This window comes from Labilithrix sp. (assembly GCA_019637155.1).
Classification (GTDB): Bacteria; Myxococcota_A; Polyangia; order Polyangiales; family Polyangiaceae; genus Labilithrix.
The window spans coordinates 281475-303231 of record JAHBWE010000014.1; the positions used below are offsets into that span (position 1 = coordinate 281475).

Annotated in this window: 19 protein-coding genes; 12 read left to right on the plus strand and 7 right to left on the minus strand. The window is 69.1% G+C overall.

What is annotated here, in order from left to right; all coding sequences use genetic code 11:
- Nucleotides 1–42 precede the first annotated feature (42 nt).
- The 3 genes from tssI (KF837_29070) to tssI (KF837_29080) are packed head-to-tail and all read left to right on the plus strand — an operon-like array spanning nt 43 to nt 6648.
- On the plus strand, nt 43–2238 hold the full coding sequence (tssI, locus tag KF837_29070) for a type VI secretion system tip protein VgrG (GenBank protein ID MBX3231412.1): 2196 nt from the start codon (nt 43–45) through the stop codon (nt 2236–2238).
- Nucleotide 2239: 1 nt separating this feature from the next.
- Complete coding sequence (gene tssI, locus KF837_29075) at nt 2240–4414, plus strand: type VI secretion system tip protein VgrG (protein ID MBX3231413.1); 2175 nt, start codon at nt 2240–2242, stop codon at nt 4412–4414.
- Nucleotides 4414–6648, plus strand: a complete 2235-nt coding sequence (gene tssI / locus KF837_29080) for a type VI secretion system tip protein VgrG (protein MBX3231414.1) — start codon at nt 4414–4416, stop codon at nt 6646–6648. The genes tssI (KF837_29075) and tssI (KF837_29080) overlap by 1 nt, the downstream gene beginning before the upstream one ends.
- 35 nt (nt 6649–6683) lie before the next feature.
- Here tssI (KF837_29080) and KF837_29085 read toward each other — a convergent pair whose 3' ends face one another.
- Together KF837_29085 and glsA are read right to left on the minus strand one after the other, a co-directional pair.
- A complete protein-coding gene (locus KF837_29085; GenBank protein MBX3231415.1) occupies nt 6684–7127 on the minus strand; it encodes a DUF1801 domain-containing protein in 444 nt (147 codons plus the stop codon).
- Nucleotides 7128–7198: 71 nt separating this feature from the next.
- Nucleotides 7199–8200, minus strand: coding sequence for a glutaminase A (gene glsA, locus KF837_29090; protein ID MBX3231416.1), 1002 nt, complete (start codon nt 8198–8200; stop codon nt 7199–7201).
- A 27-nt stretch (nt 8201–8227) separates the two neighbouring features.
- On the opposite strand from glsA, the gene KF837_29095 reads away from it, so the two are divergent.
- A complete protein-coding gene (locus KF837_29095) occupies nt 8228–8491 on the plus strand; it encodes a hypothetical protein (protein MBX3231417.1) in 264 nt (87 codons plus the stop codon).
- Nucleotides 8425–8949, plus strand: coding sequence for a phosphatase PAP2 family protein (locus KF837_29100; GenBank protein MBX3231418.1), 525 nt, complete (start codon nt 8425–8427; stop codon nt 8947–8949). The genes KF837_29095 and KF837_29100 overlap by 67 nt, the downstream gene beginning before the upstream one ends.
- A 29-nt stretch (nt 8950–8978) precedes the next feature.
- Here the strand turns inward: KF837_29100 and KF837_29105 are convergent, their stop codons facing one another.
- Nucleotides 8979–9824 carry a hypothetical protein gene (locus tag KF837_29105; protein ID MBX3231419.1) on the minus strand — a complete coding sequence of 282 codons (846 nt, stop codon included), beginning with the start codon at nt 9822–9824 and terminating at the stop codon, nt 8979–8981.
- Nucleotides 9825–9993: 169 nt separating this feature from the next.
- Nucleotides 9994–10857, minus strand: a complete 864-nt coding sequence (locus tag KF837_29110; GenBank protein MBX3231420.1) for an NAD(P)H-binding protein — start codon at nt 10855–10857, stop codon at nt 9994–9996.
- Between the two features lie 79 nt (nt 10858–10936).
- Between KF837_29110 and KF837_29115 the strand changes: the two genes are divergently transcribed.
- On the plus strand, nt 10937–11845 hold the full coding sequence (locus tag KF837_29115; GenBank protein MBX3231421.1) for a LysR family transcriptional regulator: 909 nt from the start codon (nt 10937–10939) through the stop codon (nt 11843–11845).
- Nucleotides 11846–11885: 40 nt separating this feature from the next.
- On the opposite strand, the gene KF837_29120 is transcribed toward KF837_29115, so the two are convergent.
- Nucleotides 11886–12911: an alpha/beta hydrolase gene (locus tag KF837_29120; protein ID MBX3231422.1), complete on the minus strand. Its 1026-nt coding sequence runs from the start codon at nt 12909–12911 to the stop codon at nt 11886–11888.
- A gap of 63 nt (nt 12912–12974) precedes the next feature.
- Between KF837_29120 and KF837_29125 the strand changes: the two genes are divergently transcribed.
- Entirely contained in the window at nt 12975–13934 is a 960-nt protein-coding gene (locus tag KF837_29125; protein MBX3231423.1) for a bifunctional helix-turn-helix transcriptional regulator/GNAT family N-acetyltransferase, read from the plus strand.
- 58 nt (nt 13935–13992) lie between these two features.
- On the opposite strand, the gene KF837_29130 is transcribed toward KF837_29125, so the two are convergent.
- The gene (locus KF837_29130; GenBank protein MBX3231424.1) at nt 13993–14571 is read right to left on the minus strand and encodes a hypothetical protein; all 579 of its coding nucleotides are present in this window, start codon (nt 14569–14571) and stop codon (nt 13993–13995) included.
- Between the two features lie 51 nt (nt 14572–14622).
- Nucleotides 14623–14934 carry a hypothetical protein gene (locus tag KF837_29135; GenBank protein ID MBX3231425.1) on the minus strand — a complete coding sequence of 104 codons (312 nt, stop codon included), beginning with the start codon at nt 14932–14934 and terminating at the stop codon, nt 14623–14625.
- A 216-nt stretch (nt 14935–15150) separates the two neighbouring features.
- On the opposite strand from KF837_29135, the gene KF837_29140 reads away from it, so the two are divergent.
- The 5 genes from KF837_29140 to KF837_29160 all read left to right on the plus strand — a co-directional run bounded on the left by KF837_29140 (nt 15151) and on the right by KF837_29160 (nt 21756).
- Nucleotides 15151–15399 (plus strand): hypothetical protein, encoded by a 249-nt coding sequence (locus KF837_29140; protein MBX3231426.1) that lies wholly within the window; start codon nt 15151–15153, stop codon nt 15397–15399.
- 256 nt (nt 15400–15655) lie between these two features.
- On the plus strand, nt 15656–16009 hold the full coding sequence (locus KF837_29145) for a hypothetical protein (GenBank protein MBX3231427.1): 354 nt from the start codon (nt 15656–15658) through the stop codon (nt 16007–16009).
- 107 nt (nt 16010–16116) lie between these two features.
- A complete protein-coding gene (locus KF837_29150; protein MBX3231428.1) occupies nt 16117–17202 on the plus strand; it encodes an efflux RND transporter periplasmic adaptor subunit in 1086 nt (361 codons plus the stop codon).
- The gene (locus KF837_29155) at nt 17199–20366 is read left to right on the plus strand and encodes an efflux RND transporter permease subunit (protein ID MBX3231429.1); all 3168 of its coding nucleotides are present in this window, start codon (nt 17199–17201) and stop codon (nt 20364–20366) included. Before KF837_29150 ends, KF837_29155 begins: the two co-directional genes overlap by 4 nt.
- Entirely contained in the window at nt 20359–21756 is a 1398-nt protein-coding gene (locus KF837_29160) for a TolC family protein (protein MBX3231430.1), read from the plus strand. The genes KF837_29155 and KF837_29160 overlap by 8 nt, the downstream gene beginning before the upstream one ends.
- Nucleotide 21757: the final 1 nt, after the last annotated feature.

Here is a 21757-nt window from a genome sequence, read left to right on the forward strand (position 1 = left end):
CGTACCACGGAGGCGCTAGCCTCGAGAGGACCGATGGCTGTCATGGCGACGCTCTCTTGTCCCGACCTCGCGGGGGGCGTGCTCCGGGTCGAATCTGCGACTCTCATCGAAGAGATCAGTACGCCGACGAGGGCGGTCGTGGTCGTCGCCCCGACGGACGACAGCACGCTCGACCCCGCCGATCCGGAGGCGCTGATCGGCTCCGCGGCGACGCTGTCGATCGTGATCGACCAGAGCACGAGCCGCAGCTTCCCGCTCGTCGTCACCGCCGTGGACTATCTCGGTCTCGACCACTCGACGCACGATCTCGTCTCGCTCCAGCTGGAGCATCCGCTCGCCCTCCTGCGCCTCCAGCGAGATCGGCGCCCGTTCCTCGAGAAATCCGTCGAAGACATCGCGAAGGTCGTCACCCAAACGGTGGACGTCACGGCCGACTGGAAGGCGACGCGCGGCAAGACCCCTCGCATCGCGACCGTCCAGTACGACGAGACCGACTACGACTTCTTCTCGCGGCTCCTCGAGGAGGAGGGCATCTTCTGGTTTTCGCCCGACGACACGTCGGCGCCGAAGCTGGTCGTCGCCGACGCGGCGGACGCCTTCTCCCCGGTCGCGGGGGAGACGGTTCCCTTCGCGGACGAGGACGTCGGCCGCGGCATCGACGAGCTCCTCGTGGAGCACCACGTCACGAGCGGCGCGGTGGCGCTCCGCGACTACGACTTCGAGAAGCCCGGGGTCGATCTCCTCTCCCGCACCCGCGTGGACGAGGACGCGGCGGGCGAGCTCTTCGAGTATCCCGGCCGCTTCACGACGCAGAGCGAGGGCGGCGCGATCGCGAAGATCCGCGCGGAGGAAGTCGCGAGCTCGAAGATGATCCTGCGCGGGTCGTCCGACCGGCCGCATCTCCGCGCCGCGGCGTGGTTCACGCTCACCACCGCCCGCGACCGCTCGCTCCCGACCGAGAGCGGGAAGTACCTCCTCCGCCGGGTCGAGCACACGTACGACAAGGGCCATTACCGGAACGCGTTCGTCGCGTCACCGTTCGAGCTGCCCTTTCGACCCGCGCGCACGGCGCCGCGCCCCGTCGCCGCCGGCACGTCCTCCGCGGTCGCGACGGGTCCGAGCGGACAGGAGATCCACACCGACAAGCTCGGACGGACGAAGCTGAAGTACGGCTTCGACCGCCTCGGGCCCGACGACGACGCGTCGTCCCAGTGGGTCCGCGTGCTCCAGCCCGCGCTCGCCGGATCGATGATGCTCGCCCGCGTCGGCTGGGAGCTGGCCGTGCGCCATCTGGACGGCGACCCCGATCGCCCCGTCGTCGTCGCGCGCATGTACGACGGCCAGCATCTCGCGCCGGAGAAGCTGCCGGACCTCCAGACGAAGACGTCGTTCGACACGTTCACGAGCCCTCGCGCCGAGAAGATCAACGCCATCACGATCGACGACAAGGGCGGCGCGATGAAGATGGAGGTCATCGCGGCGAAGGACCTCGACGCGACGATCCTCCACGACGAGAGCGAGACGATCGGAGCGAACGACACCGTGACGATCGGCAAGGACTCCACGACCCTCATCGGTGGAAACCAGACCTCCACCGTCGAGAAGGACGACACCGCGAAAGCCTTGAAGGACGCGGGCGTCGCCGTCGCGGGCAACCGGAAGAAGACGGTCACGAAGGACGAGACGACGACGATCGAGGGCGGGGTCTCCGCGCGCATCGACGGCAACGACGAGGAGAGCGTCGGGCAGGACCTCACCGTCGCCGCCGATGCGGAGCTCCTCGAGACCGCGAAGGGCAAATACGATCTGACCGTGCTCGCGTCGGTGACGGCGTCGGCGAAGAAGGACTACACGATCTACGTCGCGGGCAAGTCGAGCGAGACGGTCGGCGCCGCGAAGACCGTCGCGTCGTCCGACGGGCCGCTGAGCGAAGCGATCGGCGGTGACGCCACCTTCACCGTCGGCGGCGCCTGGGTGGAGACGGTGGACGGTAACCGCGTCTCGAGCGCCAAGGGGGAGATGGCGCGCACCGTCGGCGCCGCCGCCACGCTCACCGCGGCGGGCAAGCTGCAGCTCGCCGGAAAAACGGTGAAGGTCACGGTGGCGGGGGCGGGCACGTTCATCGGCGCCGGCGGCATCGTCAGCCTCACGGCGGCCTCCGTCGGGCTCGTCGGGGTCATCACCTTGAAGGGCTCGGGCGGCGTCGAAATCGTCGGCAACCCGCAGATCGCGATGTGACATGTCCTTGCTCGAGCTCACGATCGACGGCGAAGCATTCACGATCACCGCCGCCTCCGGGCGCGAGGAGATCGGCGCCCACTTCCGCATCCGCGCCGACGCGATCGGGAACGGAAGCCCGGCCAAGGACTTGCTCGGCAAGCCCTTCGTGCTGACCCTCTCTCCGACGACGAGCGGCGGTGACCTCGTCGTGAACGGGATCGTCGTCGGTGCGCGCGCGAAGTGGTCCGAGTCCGGGCAGGCGCTCGAGCTCGATCTCGGTCCCGCCCACGAGCTCCTCGCGCACGGTCAGGACTCGCACGTGTTCCTCGCCAAGACGTCCGACGCCATCGTGAAGGACGTCATCCAGCGGTCCGGCGCCGCGGCGGCGAAGTGGTCGATCGGAACGCACGGCGCGCGCGAGCACACGGTGCAACATCGTGAGTCCGACTGGGCGTTCATCGACCGCATCGCGCGCGAGGACGGCATCTACTGGTTCTACGATCACGACCCGAACGCCGGCACGACGCTCGTGTTCGCCGACGACGCGGCGAAGGCGGAGGCGATGAGCACGTCGTTCCTCCATCGCCTCGCGCACGGCGTCCTCTCGAACGAGGCGTGGGTCGCCTCGCTCGCGTCGCGCACGACGGCGCTCACCGAGGTCTTCCGCACGCGCGACTACGATCCGAAGAAGCCGAAGCTCGCGATCGAGGGTGAGGTCGCCGACGCCGGGGCGAAGCGCGCGGTGTACGAGTGGCCGGCTGTCGCGAAGACGGCGAACGAAGCGAAGCAGCGCGCCACGCAGGCGCTGCAGGCGCTCCGGGCGCGCGCGGTGGTCGTGACCGGACGCTCCGACCGTCTCTCCATCCGCTGCGGAAAGACGATGACGATCGAGTCCTCCGGCTCGCTTCCGGAGGCGTTCACGAAGCTCCTCTGCATCGCGGTGGAGTGGTCGATCTCCACGCGCACGCCGTGCGAGGTGCGGTTCACCGCGGTCCCCGCCACGACGCCGTTCCGCCTCCCGCTCGTTCCGCGCGCGCACGAACACCTCGGCGTCGAGACGGCGTGGGTCCGGGGGGCGCCGCAGGAGATCGACGCCGACGCGAGTGGTGACGTCTTCGTGCAGCCGCCGTGGGATCGGAGCACCAAGAAGGACGATACGGTGACGATCCGCGCGCGGAGCGGGCAGATGCAGCTCGGTCGTTCGATGACGATCCCGCGCATCGGCTGGGGGATGCTCGTGGGGCATCTCGACGGCGACGCCGATCGCCCCTGGGCGATGGCGCGCCTCGTCGACGGCACCCATCCGACTCCATACAAGCTGCCGGACAACATGACGCAGACGGCGTGGCAGACGCTCACGAGCCCGAGCGACGGCACGCTCTCGGAGATGGTGTTCGAGGACAAGAACGCGTCCGAGAAGGTGTCGTTCCACGCCGCGCGCGACATGAACGTCGAGATCGGCAACGACGAGGCGCGGACGGTCGGCAACAATCACACCCTCGAGGTGACGAAGGACCGGACCGAGACGACCGGTGCAGACGAGAAGCTCACCGTGAAGGTCGATCAATCGACGACGGTGAAGGGCGCCGAGACGACGACGATCGAGGGGAGCCGATCCATCACCGTGAAGGGCAACGAGGAGGCCTCCGTCAGCGGGAAGCGCGCGGAGACCGTCACCGCGGACCGCACCGTCGACGTCGGCAAGAACCGCAAGCTCACCGTGAGCGGCACGATGGCGGCGACGGCGAAGAAGGGCTTCACGCGCGAGGTGCTCAAGAAGCTGACCGCCAACGCAACCGCGGGGTGGACGACGAAGGCCGACGGCGGTCTCGTCACGACGACCAAGGGCGATTCGACCGAGACCGTCGCCGGTGCGCGTACGTCGAACGGGAAGACCGGCGTCGGCCTGACGGTGAAGGGCGCGCTCAAGGACACGATCGCGGCCGCCCATGCGGTGACGACCAAGGGGAGCGCGTCGGAGTCGTCGACCGGGAAGGCGACGCTCACCGTGGGCGCCGCGCTCACCGCGACGGCGCCGGAGATCGAGATCGTCGGCAAGTCCGAGATCACGATTCAGTGCGGCGCGAGCACGATCACGATCAAGTCGAGCGAGGTCACGGTGAAGGCCGCCATGCTCACCGTCGCCGGCCCCATGCTCGTCCTCGACGGCGCCCAAGTGAAACACAACCCCTGATGACCACCGAGACAATCACCGACATCGTCGCCACGATCCAGATCGACGGCATCGAGCCGGCGGGAATGCTTCCGTCGCTCGTGCGCGTGAAGGACGCGATCAGCACGCCGCGCCGCATCGAGGTCTCGATCTCGCGCCGGCGGTACGGGCTCCAGGCGCAGGACCTCCTGCGGAAGGGCGTGCAGATCGACGTGACGGCCAACGGAGCCGCCGCCCGTCGTTTCGAAGGCGTCGTCCTCGGTGTGACGGAGGCCTGGGGCAAGCAGGGCAACGTCCTCCTGCTCACGGTCGGATCGCCGCTCGAGCTCCTCGCATACTCGAGCGACTGCCGGATCTTCCAGGAGAAGACCGTCCCCGAGATCGTCGAGCAGGTGCTCCTCGACGCGGGCTTTCCCGCCGCCCGCATCGTGAAGCGCCTCAGCGGCACGTACTCGAAGCTTGCGTCATGCACGCAGTACAACGAGACGATGCTCGCGTTCGTGTCGCGGCTGCTCGAGGCCGAGGGCATCTCGTACTGGGTCGAGGACGGTCGAGGTGGGCTCGACCTCGTCCTCGGCGATTCGCCCGACGCGCATCGCGCCGCGGCCACGGCGACCTTGCCGTTCGCGGAGGATGGCGGCGACGTGCTCGGCCCCTGGCGCATCCGCTCGATCGCCGAGCGGGAGGCGTTGCGGCCCCAGAAGGTGACCCTCCGCGACCTGGACTGGCAGAAGCCCGCGCTCGACCTCGAGTCCTCGAGCGAGAAGAGCAGCCCCGGCGCGCGCGAGCACTACGAGTATCCCGCCGGCTACGTCACGCCGGCGGAAGGAAAGGCGCGCGCGAAGGCACGCATCGAAGCGTTCGCGTCCGCGTCGAGCGGTGTGGAGAGCGAAGGCGTCGCCCCCGCGCTCGCCGCGGGCGGGACGTTCACGCTCGAGAACGCGCCGGCAGACGCCCTCTCGATCGAATGGCTCGTCACCGCGGTGACGCACACCTACGACGGCGAGCTGTCCCCCGGCCATCGCTGGAACACGGAGGCCCTCGCGATCCCGAAGAGCGTGCCGTTCCGGCCGTTGCTGAAGACCCCGCGCCCGCGCATCCGCGGGCCGCAGACGGCGTTCGTGACCGGCCCGGCCGGCCAGGAGATCCACACCGACGCGCACGCGCGCGTGAAGCTGAAATACCACTGGGACCGCCACTCCGCGTTCGACGACAAGAGCTCGGCGTGGGTGCGCGTCGCGCAGCTCGCGATGTCCGGGTCGATGGCGATCCCGCGCATCGGCTGGGAGGTCCTCGTCGAGTTCGAGCACGGCGATCCGGACCGGCCGATCGTGACGGGACGCGTCTACAACGCGATGTACCTGCCGCCGTACGCGTTGCCGGCAAAGAAGACGGTGTCGACGCTCCTCTCGTACAGCTCGCCCGGGGGCGCGGGCCACAACGAGATCCGCATCGACGACCTCGCCGGCAGCGAGCACATCCACATGCACGCGCAGAAGGACATGGAGCTCACGGTCGCGAACGACCGCACCTCCAAGGTGACGACGAGCCGGATGTCGACGGTCAAGGTCGACGAGACGATCACGGTGAAGGGCAACCGCTCGCGCGAAGTGCAGGGCCTCTGGGACGTCACCGTCGCCGGCAACCAGACGCTCGCCGTCGAGGGCGCGCGCACCAAGACGGTGAAGAAGGACGAGAAGGTCACCGTCGTCGGCGACCGCAAGCTGAGCGTCACCGGCGCGCACGACGTGACGAGCAAGGCGAACCTCACCCTTGCGACCGCCGGCGACGTCGCGGCGAACGTGACGGGCAGCCTGACGGAGAGCGCGGACGAGGGCGCGAGCCTCGTCGTCGGCGACGACATGAGCCTGACGTGCGGCGGCCCGAAGGCCGAGACCGCGAAGATGGGGAAGACCTCGACGATCGAGGGCAAACAGAGCCTCACCGTCGGCGGAGCGCTCATCGACGTCTCGGGCAAGGACCTCTCGCTCACGGTCGGCGGCAAGCGCACCTCCACGATCGGCGCAGCGTGGAACGTCACGTCCGCGGCCGACATCGCGATCGCCAGCGCCGACGCGCTGGAGCTCACGATCGGCGGCGCGCTCACGATGACGGGCGCGACGGGGATCGCCTTCAAGGTCGGCGGCTCGAAGGTCTTCGTCGGTGCCGGTGGCGTGACGATCGAGTCGAGCAAGGTGAAGGTCACGTCGGACGGTCCGGCCTCGCTGCTCGCGGCGGTCGTCGGCAGCAAGTAGGCGACGCCCCGCCGACCGGCGCGAAGTGACGCGGCTCAGGCTCGAGACTTCGCGGGTTTCACGCCGAGCTTCTTCGACTCCGTCGCCGTCTGCTGGATGAGCTTCTCGAGCACCGCGGCGTCGACGTCGGCGAGGCGCTTCACGTAGAGGCAACCCTTGCCGGTCGTGTGCTTGCCGAGCGACGCGAGCAGCTTCGCGACCTTCGGGCTCTCGAGCCCCGCCATCACGTAGAAGGTGAGCGCCGCCGAACGCGGCGAGAACCCGATGCGCGGCGCGTCGCCCTCGCGGCCGGACTCGTAGACGTAGTGGTAGGAGCCGAACCCGACGATGCTCGTGCCCCACATCTTCGGCTTCTCGCCGCTCGCCTTCTCCATCATCTTCGAGACGGCGACGGCGTCCTTCCGCTTCTGCGGATCCTCGATCCCGTCGAGGAACGCCTTCACGCTGAGCTCGTTCTGCTTCGTCTTCGCCTCGGCCATCGTGCCCGCCACTCTACTCGAAAGTCAGCGGAAGGCGGCATGTGTCCAGGCCTTCGCGCCGTCGTCGCCGGTCACACGCACGCGGACGGACGGCGTGGGTCGCGCTTCGTTTCCAGCGAGTTCACCAGGTCGTCGTAGTTGTGGAAGTTGAAGCGGCGCACGAGCTCGTTGCAGAAGGCGAGGCCGCGGACGCTGTTGCCGAGGTCGTCGAGCCGCGGCGACCAGATGCAGAGGCCGAGGACGTTGGGGACGACGACCATCATCGCGCCGGAGACGCCGCTCTTCGCCGGCAAGCCGACGGTGAACGCGAACTCGCCGGAGAAGTCGTACATCCCGCACGAGTACATGAGCGAGAGGCAGGCGCGGACGGTGTCGAAGTGGAAGATGCGCTCGTTCGTGATCGGGCAGACGCCGCCGTTCGCGAGCACGGCCGCGATGACGGCGGAGCGCTCGCACGTCGTCTCGATCGAGCAGCACTGGAAGTAGAACTCGAGCGTGTCGATGAGGTCGGTGTTCTCGGGGAACACGCGCTTCTCTTTCATGAAGTAGCCGAGCGCGTAGTTGCGATCGCCCTTCTCCTTCTCGGAGAGGTACACCGCGTTCGAGAAGCCGGGCTTCGCGCCGCCGGCGAGCCGGCGCCACTGCTCGATGACGTGGTCGAAGCGATCCGCGACGGTGGCGCCGCGCTTGATCAGCGAACACGTCGCGATCGCACCGGCGTTGATCATCGGGTTGTGGGGGCGGTTCTCCTTGTTGAGCGTGAGCTCGTTGAAGCCGCGGCCGCTCGGCTCGCGGCCGATCACCTCGTGCACGGCCTCGATGCCGATCTCCTCCGCCGCGATGCAGTAGTTGATCGGCTTCATCGTCGATTGCGCGGTGAAGTCCACCGCTGCATCGCCGGCCGACCAGCGCATGCCGTCGATGCTGCAGATCGCGACGCCGTAGGCCTTCGGATCGACCCGCGCGAGCTGCGGGATGTACGTCGCTACCGCGCCGTCCTCGAGCGCGCGGCCCTGCTCGAAGATCTCAGCGAGCTCACGCCCGAACCCAGCGAAGTCTGCGATGACGGCCACGCGGCCACTCTACTACGTTGAGGGGCGATGATCGCTCTCCGTGCCGTCGTCGCCGCGGGCGTGCTCCTCGTCGCTCGCGACGCGCGCGCCGACGACGCGAGCCCGTATCGGCTCAAGTGGCAATACGACGCGCCGCTCCTCGCGCTCGGCCTCGCCGGCTCGATGACGTCGTTCATCGGTCACCGAAGCCCGCGTGTCATCCCGGCTGCGAGCCGCCGGCGGGAATGCTCGCGATCGACGAAGGCGTCATCGGCAACTACTCGCGGCCTGCGCACGGGCTCGCGAGCGTGATCGTCCTCGGGCTCGTCGCGGCGCCGATCCTCTTCGACGCCGCGGACACGCGCTTCCGCGGCTGGTTCGAGGACACGGTCGTGCTCCTCGAGTCGGTCGTCGTCACGCAGGCGATCACGCAGCTCACGAAGTCCGCCGTCGGCCGCACCGCGCCTTTCGTCTACAACCCGAGCGCGCTGCAAGACGACCTCGACAGCCCGGACGCGTACCGCAGCTTCATCTCGGGCCACAGCTCCACGTCGTTCGCGGCGGCGACGTCGTACGCGGTCACGTTCTGGAAGCGTCATCCCCGGAGCCCGTGGCGCTTCGTCGTCCTCGGCGTCGGGCACGCGCTCGCGACGAGCGTCGCGCTCCTGAAGATCGAGGCGGGATACCACTACCCGACGGACGTCGCCGCGGGCGCGCTGGTCGGGAGCGCGGTCGGTCTCGCGCTCCCGATGCTGCACTCGGAGTGGTGAGCTCGGAGTGGTGAGCTCGCGCTGCCGGTCTACTTCTCCGCGACGACGCCGAGCGCGTTGACGTTGAACGTGAACGACTTCGTGTCGTTCCCGAGCGTGACCGCGATCGTGTCGCCGTCGACGCGCGCGAACGAGAGCACGAGCGAGCGTCCCTTCGGCGACGCGAGGCGATAGGTCCCCGCCTGCGGGACGGGATCGACCCAGCGCACCTGGATGCCCTGCACCGCGAGGTCCCACCTGCCCTTCGTGCCCGTCCACGAGCGGCTGCCGTCGATCTGGATCCCCTCCGTCACGCCGTTGGGGAGCGCCGTCTGCGTGATGTCGCCGGTGCCGGTCCCGCTGCGTCCGTCCGCGATGCGCGTCCACGTGCCCTCGTATTCGACGCGGCGCGATTTGGAGTCGAAATCCCACGTGACGTGGGCGGTGCCGGTGACCTTCACCTTGCCGTTCGAGATCTCCTTCCACTCGTGGTCGACGACGATCTCGTCCTCGTTCTTCTCGACCTTCACGACGTGCGTGCCGCTGAACTTCTGCCCGCGATAGATGCAGTTTCCAGGCTTCGCGCCATAGGTGACGGACAGCGTCGCGTCCACGAGCGTGATCTCGGCGCACGGCAGCTGCGTCTGGATGAACGTCTTCAGCTCGCCGGCGGCGTCCTTCACCGCCTTGCCGATCGTGAAGTTCGTCGAGATCTCGACCGTGTTCTGCTGGAGCGACGCGGCCTCGGACTCGGCCTGCGACTCCTCGAGCGCCTCGCGGGCCTCGCCCAGCGTCATCGGCTCCGAGGACTCCTCGGAGTCCTTGGGGCACCCGGTCAGGAACGCGCTCAGGGTGAGGGTGGCGGCCAGGGTCCCGATCGTCGTCGCTCGCATCATCGTGGTCTCCTCCCGAAGGTACGCCGTCCCGCGTTGCATGAACGTTGCCAGCGCCATTGTCGCTGTTTTCTGCGGGTTATTCCCGCGTCGTGAACGACGGGAGGGGAGGGCGTGACCACGCGAGGACGGACCGGCGCGCGTCCGGGGGGGACGCGCGGACGTCCACCCCTCAGCGCTGGGCGGCGAGCACCTCGCGCACGAAGTCGTCGACCGAGCGCGGCGCGTGGCCCGTGATGCGCTCCACCTCGTTCGTCGTGAAGTCGCCCCAGCCCGACGCGTAGGCGGCGCAGTAGTCGTGGATGACGCCGGCGGTCCAGTCGTCGGCGCCCATCGCGCGCATCGCGTCGGCGGCGGCCTGCGGCGGGACCGGCACGTAGGCGACCGGCTTGCCGAGCCCGCGCGACACCGCCGCCGCGACGGCGTGGTAATCGATGCTCGCGGGCCCCGTCAGCTCGAGGACGGAGCGGTCGAAGGTGTCCGTCGTCGCGGCGACGATCGCGGCGTCCGCGACGTCGCGCGTGTCGATCATGCCCATCTTGCCGTCGCCGACGCCGAAGTAGATCTGCCCCTGACCGAGGATGGTCGGGAGCGACGCGAAGAGGTTCTGGAGGAAGAGGTGAGGGCGGAGCACGACGTACGCGAGGCCCGAGGCGAGGAGCGCGGCTTCGGTGCGACCGTGCTGGCGCGTGTTGTCGGTCGGGCCGTCGGGGCTCGCCTTCAGCGCCGAGATCCGCACGATCTTCCTCACGCCGGTCTTCTTCGCCGCGTCGATCGCGGCGAGGGTCTGCTCCGCCGCGCGCGCGTTCGCGGGGGTGATGAGGACGACCGTGTCCGCCTCGACGAAGGCGCGCTCGAGCGACGCGCGGTCCTCGAACGAGCCGAGCGCGACCTTCGCGCCGAGGGCGGCGAGCGACTCGCCCTTCGCCGCGTCGCGGACGAGCGCGACGACGGGCGCCTTCTTGGCGGCGAGCCCCTCCACGACGCGCCGGCCGATGTTGCCCGTAGCTCCCGTGACGACGATGTTCTTTGCCATGCGCACCAGGATGGCGCTCTCGAGCGCGCGGCAGTAGCGTCGATCGGCGAAAGGCATTTTTGTCGTGGCAGCAAAAATCATCGGCGCCGCGGCGCAGGAGGACCTCAACGACGTGCAGCTCTTCGTGCGCGTCGTGAAGGCGGAGAGCTTCACCGCCGCCGCGAAGGAGCAGGGCCTCCCGATCTCCACCGTGAGCCGCCGCGTCGCGCGGCTCGAGGAGAAGCTCGGGACGCGCCTGCTCGAGCGGACGACGCGGAGCCTCCGCCTCTCCGAGACCGGGCGCACGTATTTCACGCACGCGGAGCGCGCGCTGGAGGAGCTCGCGCGCGGGAGCCGTCAGGTCCGCGAGCGCCACGTCGTACCGCGCGGCAAGGTGCGGCTCACCTGCACCGCCGCGCTCGGTCCCGCCGTCACGCGCGCGCTCGCGCCGTACCTCGTCGCGCAGCCGCTCGTCACGGTGGAGATCGACGTCACCGATCGCCGCGTCGATCTCTCGCTGCGCGGCATCGACGTCGCCGTTCGCGCCGGCGACGTCGGCGCGCCCGACTACGTCGCGAGGAAGCTCGTCGAGAGCCCGCGGCACCTCTTCGCGAGCCCCGCCTACCTCGCGCGGAAGGGGCGGCCGGAGGAGGTGGCGGACCTCGAGGCGCACGACCTCGTCGGCGCGGGGACGTCGGGCGCGAGCGCGGTCTGGGAGCTGTGGTCGGGCGAGCGCCGGCGTCGCTTCGCGTTCGCGCCGCGGCTCTACGTGACCGACTTCACGTCGGCGAAGCAGGCCGTGCTCGCCGGCGTGGGGATCGGCCTCCTGCCGTCGCGCACCTGCGCGGAGCACGTGCGGAGCGGCGAGCTCGTACGCGTGCTGCCGGCGGTCGCGGGTCCGACCGGCGCGGTATGGCTCGTGTACCGCTCGCGGCGCACCGCGACGGCGGCGGTGCGCTCGTGCGCCGAGCACCTCCTCACGACCCTACGCTTCGACCCGAACGCGTGATCGGCGCTCAGCCCGGCGCCGCTGCGCGTGAGGCGCACGCTCAGCCTGGCGGCGGGAACGTCTTCGCGAGGAGCTCGAGCGCGCGCGGTGTCTCGCTCGCCTCGATGTGTGGATCGGCGTGCCGCGCGCGTGGGACCTTCGTGTACGTGACCTCGGCCTCGCGCTTGCGGAGCGCCTCCGCCAGCGCGACGGACTGCGACCACGGCACCGTGCAGTCGTCGGCGCCGTGCGCGATCATGAACGGCGGCAGCACGCGCGCGGTCTCGACGTAGCCGATCAGGTTCGCGGCGCGCGTCGCGGCGACGCAGGCCGGATCGCCGAGGTCGAGCCAGCGATCGCCGCACACCCACGTCGACTCCGCGGTCGAAGGGCCGGAGTGGCGCTCGTACGTCTCGGGGCACGCGACGGGCGGGTGGGCCGCGTGCTGCGCGTCCATCTGCGCGAAGTCGGTCGGCCCGTACCAGTCCACCACCGCCTGCACCGCGGCGGACACGTGCGCGTTGCCGAGGGAGGGATCGTCGAACGCGGTCGGCTGATCGCCGGTGACGCCGAGCATCACCGCGAGCCAGCCGCCGGCCGAGTCTCCCCACGCCGCGAAGCGCTCCGGGTCGAGGTCCCATCGCTCCGCGTTCGCGCGGAGGAAGCGCACCGCCGCCTTCGCGTCGCGCGCGGCGGCGGGGAAGGGGGCCTCCGGCGCGAGGCGGTAGTTCACCGCCGCGAACACGTAGCCCGCGGCGACGACGGCCTCCGCGGCGGGGCCGAGCTCCACCATCCGCGCGGAGCCGGTGTGGAACGCGCCGCCGTGGAAGCGCACGACGACGGGGTAGGGCTTCCTCCCGTTCTGCGGCACGAACAGGTCGAGCTTCTGCGTCGGCGAAGACGCGGCGTAGGGGATCGCGGCGTGCGAGGTCGCCCCCGAGATCGCGCCGCCTCCTTGCGTCTCCGCGAACTCCACCTCCGCGGCGCTCCGCGCCGGACCGGCCGGCTGCGTCGCGCACGCGGCGCACACGACGCAGGCGGCGCACGCGGCGCACGCGAGGAGCATGACGAGGGCGCGCGGCGACATCGCGTCCAGCGTACCCCCGCGCGGCGGGGTTGCGGAAATAACATAACGTGTTATGTAATGCTCATGCCGGACCTCGTCGCCGATCTCGGGCATCTCTTCCTCGGCAGCCGCCTCAAGCGGGTCGCGGAGCGGCTCCAGGCCGACGCGGCCAAGGTGCATCGCGCGATGGGCGTGGACGCGCAGCCGGCGGAGGTCGCGCTCCTCGCCGCGCTCGATCGTTTCGGACCGATGACAGTCTCGGCGACGGTGGAGGCGCTCGGCGTCAGCCAGCCGGCGGTGACGCGCACGGCGGCGGGGCTCGTCGAGCGGGGCCTCGTCGCCTCGGAGCCGGGGGAGGACCAGCGGCAGAAGCTGCTCACGCTGACGCGGCAGGGCCGCGCGCTGATCGCGAAGGCGAAGAAGGCGGCGTGGCCGATCATCGACGAGGCGGTCACGGCGCTCTGCGCGCCGCTCGCGGGGACGTTGCTCGAGCAGCTCGCGCTCCTGGAGCAGGGCCTCGAGGAGCGGCCGCTCGAGGCGCGGGCGCTGGCGGCGGCGGACCGCGCGCGCGACGTCGTCACGATTCGCGACTACGACGACGAGCTCGCGACGGCGTTCCACGACATCAACGCGGAGTGGATCGAGTCGATGTTCGTGCTCGAGAAGAAGGACGTCGAGATCCTCTCGAACCCACGCGGGACCATCATTGATTCAGGCGGTGTTGTCCTTTTTGCCGAATCAAAGGAGCTCGGCGTGATAGGCACCGCCGCGCTGATGAAGGTCGAAGACGGCGTCTACGAGCTCACGAAGATGGGCGTGACGGAGCGCGCCCGCGGCCGCAAGGCAGGTGAGCTCCTGCTCTCCGCCGCGATCGCACGAGCGAAGGCGATGCGCGTAAAGACGCTCTACCTCCTCACGAACCGAAAATGTGTAGCCGCGATCCGACTCTACGAAAAGCTCGGCTTCATCCACGACAACGAGATCAATCGCCGCTACGGCGCCACCTACACTCGCTGCGACGTCGCAATGCGATATCCACTCTGACGTCCGCGCCTGACGTCCGCGCCTGACGTCCGCGTCCGATGTCGCTCTGACGTCCGCGCTATGGCTGCGCGCGGACGCAGATGCGGCCGACGAGCGAGACGTTCGCGCACCGCGGCAGCTCGGGTGGGCACTCGCTCGCGGTCTGGCACTCGTCGCTGCAGCGGAGCTGTCCGCCGGTGCCTTCGAGGCAGACCGCGCTCGTGCAGTCCTGACCGTCCGCGCACGGCTGCCCAGGAGCCGTCGTCCCGCGCGCGCCCGGGGTGCAGGCGCAGATGCCGTCGCACTCACACCGGAGCGCGAGCTGGCAGTCATGGTTGAAGCTGCACTCGGTGCCGGTCGCGCCGGGCCCGTTCGCGTCACGGGCCGCGCGCGCATCGCTCCCGGCGTCGAGCGCGGCGTCGCCGCCCTTCGCGTCAGCGGCCGTCGCGTCGGCGACATCGTCATCGTCATCGTCATCGCCATCGTCGTCGTCGTCGCTGCTTTTGACGGGAGGCCGGCGCCGATCGGTCGCGACATCGGCAACCGCGCCGTCAGCAGGAAGCACGACATAGTTCACGTCGCGGCACCCAACCGCGAGGATCCCCACATAAACCACCGACGCTGCACCCATCGCAACCCCGGCACGAAGCCGCCGCATCGATCCATCATACCATCACGCCACGACGAGCCCTCACCCGCGTGCGCGAGGTCAGGGGTCGCCGTTGCGTTCGCGGACGGCGGCTTGCCAGCGGTGGAGTCGTTCGCGGAGCTCGCGCATGCGGTGTTCGTCGGGCGCGGCGGCGAGGCGGGCTTGCGTGCGGACGGCGTGCGACTCGGCGAGGACCGCGTTCGTGTCTTCGTGCGCGGCCTCCGCGCGTGCGCCGGCTTCGCGTGCGTGGCGGATGACGTCTTCCACCGTGCGGTCGCTGTCGGGGAGCTCCGCGTCGTGCAGTCGCGCATAGACGCCGCTGCGAAAGACGCGCGGCTCCTTTGGTTTGGGATCCTCCTGGGTCATCGACATCCACCCCGAGCCGATCGTTCGAAGTGCAACCGATGGTCCATCCGTTAGCGCAGCAATGATTCGACGTTTGCGGCTTTCACGCGTCGCCGTTCGCCCCATCCCCGGCGAGCATGGCGCAAGTTGCACCAGCACGGCCGGCGGGACCACGCCGGATACGGCATACCGGATATCGGAACGTCGAATGCAGCCGATCACCGCATGAAGAGCATGAAGAGCATGAAGACGAAATCCGACGAGCTCGGGCGTGGCCACACGCTCGCGACCGGTCGGCCCGGCAGCCGGCACCCCATCTCCGAGGCGAGGCACGCCGGAGCCCACGCAGAGTCCGTCGTGCGGAGCGACAACCCGCACGGCGACATGAAGCTCTCGAGCGCCCGCGGAACGACACAAGAGCGCGAGCACGAGGACCTCGCCGAGGGAAAACCCGGCGCCGACCGCAACCTCGCCGACGCAACCGACGACTGACCCGCCAGCCCGCGAAGCCGCACGCCCCGCGGCCGTTCCGCGTCCGACGGTGCGGCTCCGTTCGTTCGGCGCGGTGGCGCTGGGGTGGCTCGGCCGTACGCGGTCGCTCCGCGGCCGACCGTACGGTCCGTCCCCGCGTCGTTGCGCGGGTGGTCGTGTTCGCTTCTTTACACGGCTGGGGGTGGGGGCTTAGATGAAGGCCATGGCCTGCGCATGCCTTCGTTTCGCCGATGTTTGGCGCGGGGCGTGGCGGTTCGTGGCGTCGTCGGTCGTGGTGCTGATGGCGCTCGCGTGGTTCGGGCTCGTGAGCACGGCGGGGGCGGCGGTCGCGCCGCGGCTGGCGGCGAGCGCCTGCGATGCGCGGGCGTCCGATGTGTCGCATGCGTGGGGGAACGACGAGAAGGTCGCCGTCGATCTGAAGGCGATCGAGGTCGACCTCGACGACGACGACGATGACGATGACCCGCTCTGGCACGTCGTCGGGCATGCGCCGGCGTTTCGTTGGGCTCCGGGGGCGCCGCGGCCCGCGGCGGCGGAGCGCGGGGCGCTGCCGATCGATACGTCGCGCTTCGTCGCGGGTATCGGGCTCCCGCGCGGGCCGCCGGTCTAGGCGCCGTCCCCAACCCCTCGCGCGCGCCGGCCGGCAGCTCGGTCCGGCGTCGCATCCATTTTCATTCGACCGTCGCGGTCAGCGCGGCGGAGCTCGGACATTGCGCCATGGCCCGAATCGCGACGCTCCTCGTCGTGCCGGTGCTCCTCTCGATGGGGTGCCGGAGCGAACATCATCCTAGTCACACCGACGACACGAAGTTCCTCGTGACGAGCCCGCTCCGGAAGGACACCGAGCTCACGCGAGACTACGTCGCGCAGATCCGCGCGATCCAGCACATCGAATTACGCGCGCTCGAAAAGGGATATCTGCAAGGCATCTTCGTCGACGAAGGGAGACGTGTCCCCCGCGGCGCGCGGATGTTCCAGATCATGCCGCGCATGTACCAGGCGGAGGTCCAGAAAGCCGAGGCGGAGGCCGACCTCAGCGAGATCGAGCTGAACAACACGCGGCTCCTCGCCGAGAAGAACGTCGTCTCGCCCAACGAGCTCGCGCTCGCGAAGGCGAAGCTCAATCGAGCCAAAGCGCAGGTCTCGCTCGCGACGACCCAGAAATCGATGACCGAGATCCGCGCCCCGTTCGACGGGATGATGGGCCGGTTCCACGTGCGGATCGGCAGCCTCGTCGACGAGGGCGACCTCCTCACGACGCTGTCCGACAACAGCACGGTATGGGTCTATTTCAACGTCAGCGAGACCGAATATCTCCACTACCAGGCGCGCTCCGACGGCGGCGCCGCTCCCACGCCGGTGCAGCTCGTGATGGCCGACGGGCAGCTCTTCGAGCAGCCCGGCAAGGTCGAGACGATCGAGGCCGACTTCAACAACGAGACCGGCAACCTCGCGTTTCGCGCGACGTTCCCGAACCCGAGCGGCCTCCTCCGCCACGGCGAGACCGGGAAGGTCCGCATGACCGCGCCGCTCCCGCGCGCGCTCCTCGTCCCGCAGAAGGCGACCTTCGACGTCCTCGACAAGAAGTTCGTCTACGTCGTCGACGACAAGGGCGTCGTCCACTCCCGCCCGATCACGATCGCCGCGGAGATGCCGCAGGTCTACGCGGTCGAGAGCGGCCTCGACGAGCGCGACCGGATCGTCGTCGACGGCCTCCGCAAGGTCCGCGACGGCGCCGCGATCGCGGTCGAATACAAGTCGCCGGCGGAGGTGCTCGAGCACCTCGAGGTGCCGGCCGAATGATCACCGCCAAGTTCGTCCACCGGCCCGTGCTCGCGATCGTCCTGTCGATCGTCATCGCGTTCCTCGGCCTCCTCGCGATGCAGTCGCGGCCCGTCTCGCAGTTCCCCGAGATCTCGCCGCCGCGGGTCATCGTCACGCTCGACTTCCCGGGCGCGAGCGCCGACGTCCTCGTGCAGTCCTCGCTCATCACGCTCGAGCGCGCGATCAACGGCGTCCCGGGCATGAGCTACATGATCTCCGACGCGACGAGCGCCGGCGAGGCCACGATTCAGGTCATCTTCGAGCTGGGGACCGACGAGAACCAGGCCGTCGTCAACGTGAAGAACCGCGTCGACCAAGTGCTCAATCGCCTGCCGCCGCTCGTGCAGCTGGAGGGCGTGGTCGTCAACAAGGTCCAGCCCAGCATGTTGATGTACGTCAACCTCTACAGCTCGGAGAAGACCGCCGACCAGAAGTTCCTCTACAACTTCGCGAATGCCAATCTCCTCCCCGAGCTGACGCGCGTAAAGGGAATTGCCCAAACGCGCATCCTCGGATCTCGCCAGTACGCGATGCGGATCTGGCTGAACCCCGATCGGATGCGCGCCTACGGCGTCTCGACCGAAGACGTGATGAAGGCGATCGACGAGCAGAGCGTCATCGGCCGGCCCGGCCGCCTCGGGCAGGCGTCCGGCAAGCAGGCGCAGGCGCTCGAATACGTGTTGACCTACGAGGGCCGCTACAACAAACCCGCGCAATACGAAAATATCATCCTCCGCGCCAACCACGAGGGCGAGACGCTCCGCCTCAAAGACGTCGCGAAGGTCGAGCTCGGGAGCGAGTTCTTCGACATCTATTCCAACCTCGACGGCCTCCCCTCCGCCGCGATCGTGCTCAAACAGACGTACGGCAGCAACGCGAGCGAGGTGATCGGCGTCGTCAAGGCCAAGCTCGAAGAGCTGAAGCGGACCTCCTTCCCCGCGGGGATGGATTACAAGATCAGCTACGACGTCTCGACGTTCCTCGACGCGTCGATCGAGAAGGTCGTGCACACGCTCGGGGAGGCGTTCGTCCTCGTCGCGCTCGTGGTCTTCGTGTTCCTCGGCGACTGGCGGTCGACGCTCATCCCGACGCTCGCGGTCCCGGTCTCGCTCGTGGGCTCGTTCCTCTTCATGCAGCTGTTCGGGATCACGATCAACCTCATCACCCTCTTCGCGCTCGTCCTCGCGATCGGCATCGTCGTCGACAACGCGATCGTCGTCGTCGAGGCGGTGCACGTGAAGATGGCGGAGGAGCGCCTCTCGCCGTACCTCGCGGTGAAGAAGGTGCTCGGCGAGATCAGCGGCGCCGTCATCGCGATCACGCTGATGATGACCGCGGTCTTCGTCCCGGTCGCGTTCATGACCGGCCCGGTCGGCATCTTCTACCGCCAGTTCTCGATCACGATGGCGACGGCGATCGTCCTCTCCGGCGTGATCGCGCTCACGCTCACGCCGGTCCTCTGCGCGATGATCCTCCGGCCCGACCACGGGACGCCGAAGCGGAAGACGCCGATCGGCGTCGCGCTCGGCGCCTTCAACCGCGTCTTCGAGCGCGGCACCGGCATCTACGCGCGCGGCCTCGAGCGCATCGTCGATCGGCGCAGCGTGACGTTCGCGCTCCTCGCCGTCTTCGTCTTCGGGATCGCGGGCGTGAACCGGGTCCTCCCCGCCGGCTTCGTCCCGAGCGAGGACCAGGGCATGATCTACGGCATCATCCAGACGCCGCCGGGCGCGACGCTGGAGCGGACGAACGACGTCGCGCGGCACCTCCAGGAGATCGCGCAGAAGGTGGACGGCGTCGAGTCGGTCTCGTCGCTCGCCGGCTACGAGATCCTCACCGAGGGCCGCGGCTCCAACGCCGGCACCTGCCTCATCAGCCTGAAGAGCGGGTCCGCCCGCAAGCGATCGGTCGCCCAGATCATCGAGGAGCTGGAGGAGAAGTCGAAGGACGTCGGCGCCGTGATCGAGTTCTTCGAGCCGCCGGCGGTGCCGGGCTACGGCGCCGCGAGCGGCTTCGCGCTGCGCCTCTTGGACAAGAGCAACGAGACCGACTACCAGGAGCTCGATCGCGTCAACAAAGAGCTCATGGACAACCTCGCCAAGCGCAAGGAGCTCACCGGGCTCTTCACGTTCTACGCCGCGAACTATCCCCAGTACGAGGTCGTCATCGACAACGAGCTGGCGATGCAGAAGGGCGTCTCGATCAAGAACGCGATGGATAACCTCGATATCCTGATCGGGAGCACCTACGAGCAGGGGTTCATTCGATTCGGCAATTTCTTCAAGGTGTATACCCAATCAGCTCCGGAGTTCCGGCGCCTCCCGTCCGACGTGCTGAACCTCTACGTCAAGAACGACCGCGGCGAGATGGTGCCTTATTCGGCGTTCATGACGCTGCGGAAGACGCAGGGGCCGAACGAGATTACCCGTTACAACATGTACAACTCCGCCGCGATCCGCGGCGAGCCGGCGAAGGGCTACACGAGCGGGGAGGCGATCGCGGCGGTCCGCGAGGTGGCGGCGGAGACGCTGCCGCGCGGCTACGACATCGCGTGGGAGGGGCTCTCGTTCGACGAGGCGAAGCGCGGCAACGAGGCGCTCTACGTCTTCCTCGTCGTGCTCGTCTTCGTCTACCTCGTGCTCGCAGCGCAGTACGAGAGCTTCCTCCTCCCGTTCGCGGTCGTCCTCTCGCTGCCCGCCGGCGTGTTCGGATCGCTCGCGGTCCTGAAGGCGATGGGGCTCGCCAACGACGTCTATGCCCAGGTCGGGCTCGTGATGCTGGTCGGGCTCCTCGGCAAGAACGCGGTGCTCATCGTCGAGGTCGCGGTGCAGAAGCATCGGGAGGGCGTGGCGATCGCGCGCGCCGCGATCGAGGGCGCCCGGATGCGCTTTCGCCCGATCTTGATGACGTCGTTCGCGTTCATCGCGGGCCTCATCCCGCTCGTCGGCGCGACGGGACCGGGCGCGGTCGGCAATCGCACGATCGGCGCGTCGGCGCTCGGCGGCATGTTGTTCGGCACCGTCTTCGGCGTCGTCATCGTGCCCGGACTCTACTTCGTGTTCGCGTCGCTGGCGGAGGGCCGGCGCCTGATCCGCGACGAGGAGGACGAGCCGCTCTCCGAGGACGTGGCGCACCATGTGTAGGCTCCTCTTCGCGCTCCTCCCGCTCCTCGCCGTCTCCTGCGTCCCGTCGCTCGACGGGAACCCGCCGCGCGAGCCGAACCGCGAGGTGCCGGCGAGCTTCGGCGCCGCGACCGCCGCCGCCCCCGGCGCGACCGACCTCTTTCACGCTCCGGAGCTGCGCGCGCTCGTCGACGCCGCGCTCCGCAACAACCAGGAGCTGAACATCCGGCTCCAGGAGGTCATCGTCGCGAGGAACGAGGTCTACGCGCGGCGCGGCGAATACCTGCCCAAGGTGCGCGCCGGCGCCGGGGCCGGCGTCGAGCGGGTGGGGAAGAACACGAGCCAGGGCGCGAGCGACGAAGACCACGGCCTCCCGGAGGACCTCGGTGATTTCCAGTTTGGCCTCTCCGGCTCCTGGGAGATCGACGTCTGGAAGAAGCTCCGGAACGCCGCGGCGGCGGCGGACCTCCGCTATCGCGCCACGATCGAAGCGCGGCGTTTCCTCGTGACGCAGATCGTCGCCGAGATCGCGCGCTCGTATTACGAGCTCATCGGGATTGACAATCAGCTCGACGTCCTCGCGCGCAACATCGAAGTACAGGCGAGCGCGCTCGAGGTCGTGAAGCTGCAGAAGCAGGCCGCGCGGACGACGGAGCTCGCGGTGCAGCGCTTCGAGGCGGAGGTCCTCAAGAACAAGAGCCGCCGCTACGAGCTCGAGCAGGAGCGCGTCCAGACCGAGAACCGCATCAACTTCCTGGTCGGGCGCTATCCGCAGCCGGTGAAGCGCGACGCCGCCGCGTTCAAGGACACGTTGCCGGTGGTCGCGTCGGGCCTCCCCTCGGAGCTGCTCGAGAACCGGCCCGACGTGCGGCGCGCGGAGCTCGCGCTGAGGGCGTCGAAGCTGGACGTGGAGGTCGCGAAGGCGGCGTTTTATCCGTCGCTCAGCATCGAGGCGGGCGCCGGCTACCGCGCCTTCAACGCGCGACACCTCCTCTCGACGCCGGACTCCGTCGTCTACAACCTCGCCGGCAACCTGACCGCGCCGCTCCTGAACCGGCAGGCGATCGCGGCGCAGTATCGAACGGCGAACGCGCTCCAGATCGAGGCGGTCGTCGACTACGAGCGCACGCTCTTGCAGGCGTTCACCGACGTCGTGAACCAGCTCGCGCTCGTCGACAACTTGCAAAAGAGCTACGAGCTGAAAGAGCAAGAGGTCGCGACGCTCGCGCGCTCGGTCGAGATATCGAACATCCTCTTTCAGTCCGCGCGCGCGGACTACATGGAAGTCCTCCTCACGCGCCGCGACTCGCTCGAGGCCGAGATGACGCTGGTGGAGACGCGAAAAGCGCAGCTCCAGGCCAGCGTCGGCGTCTACCAGGCGCTCGGGGGAGGGTGGCGCCAGGGCAACTGAG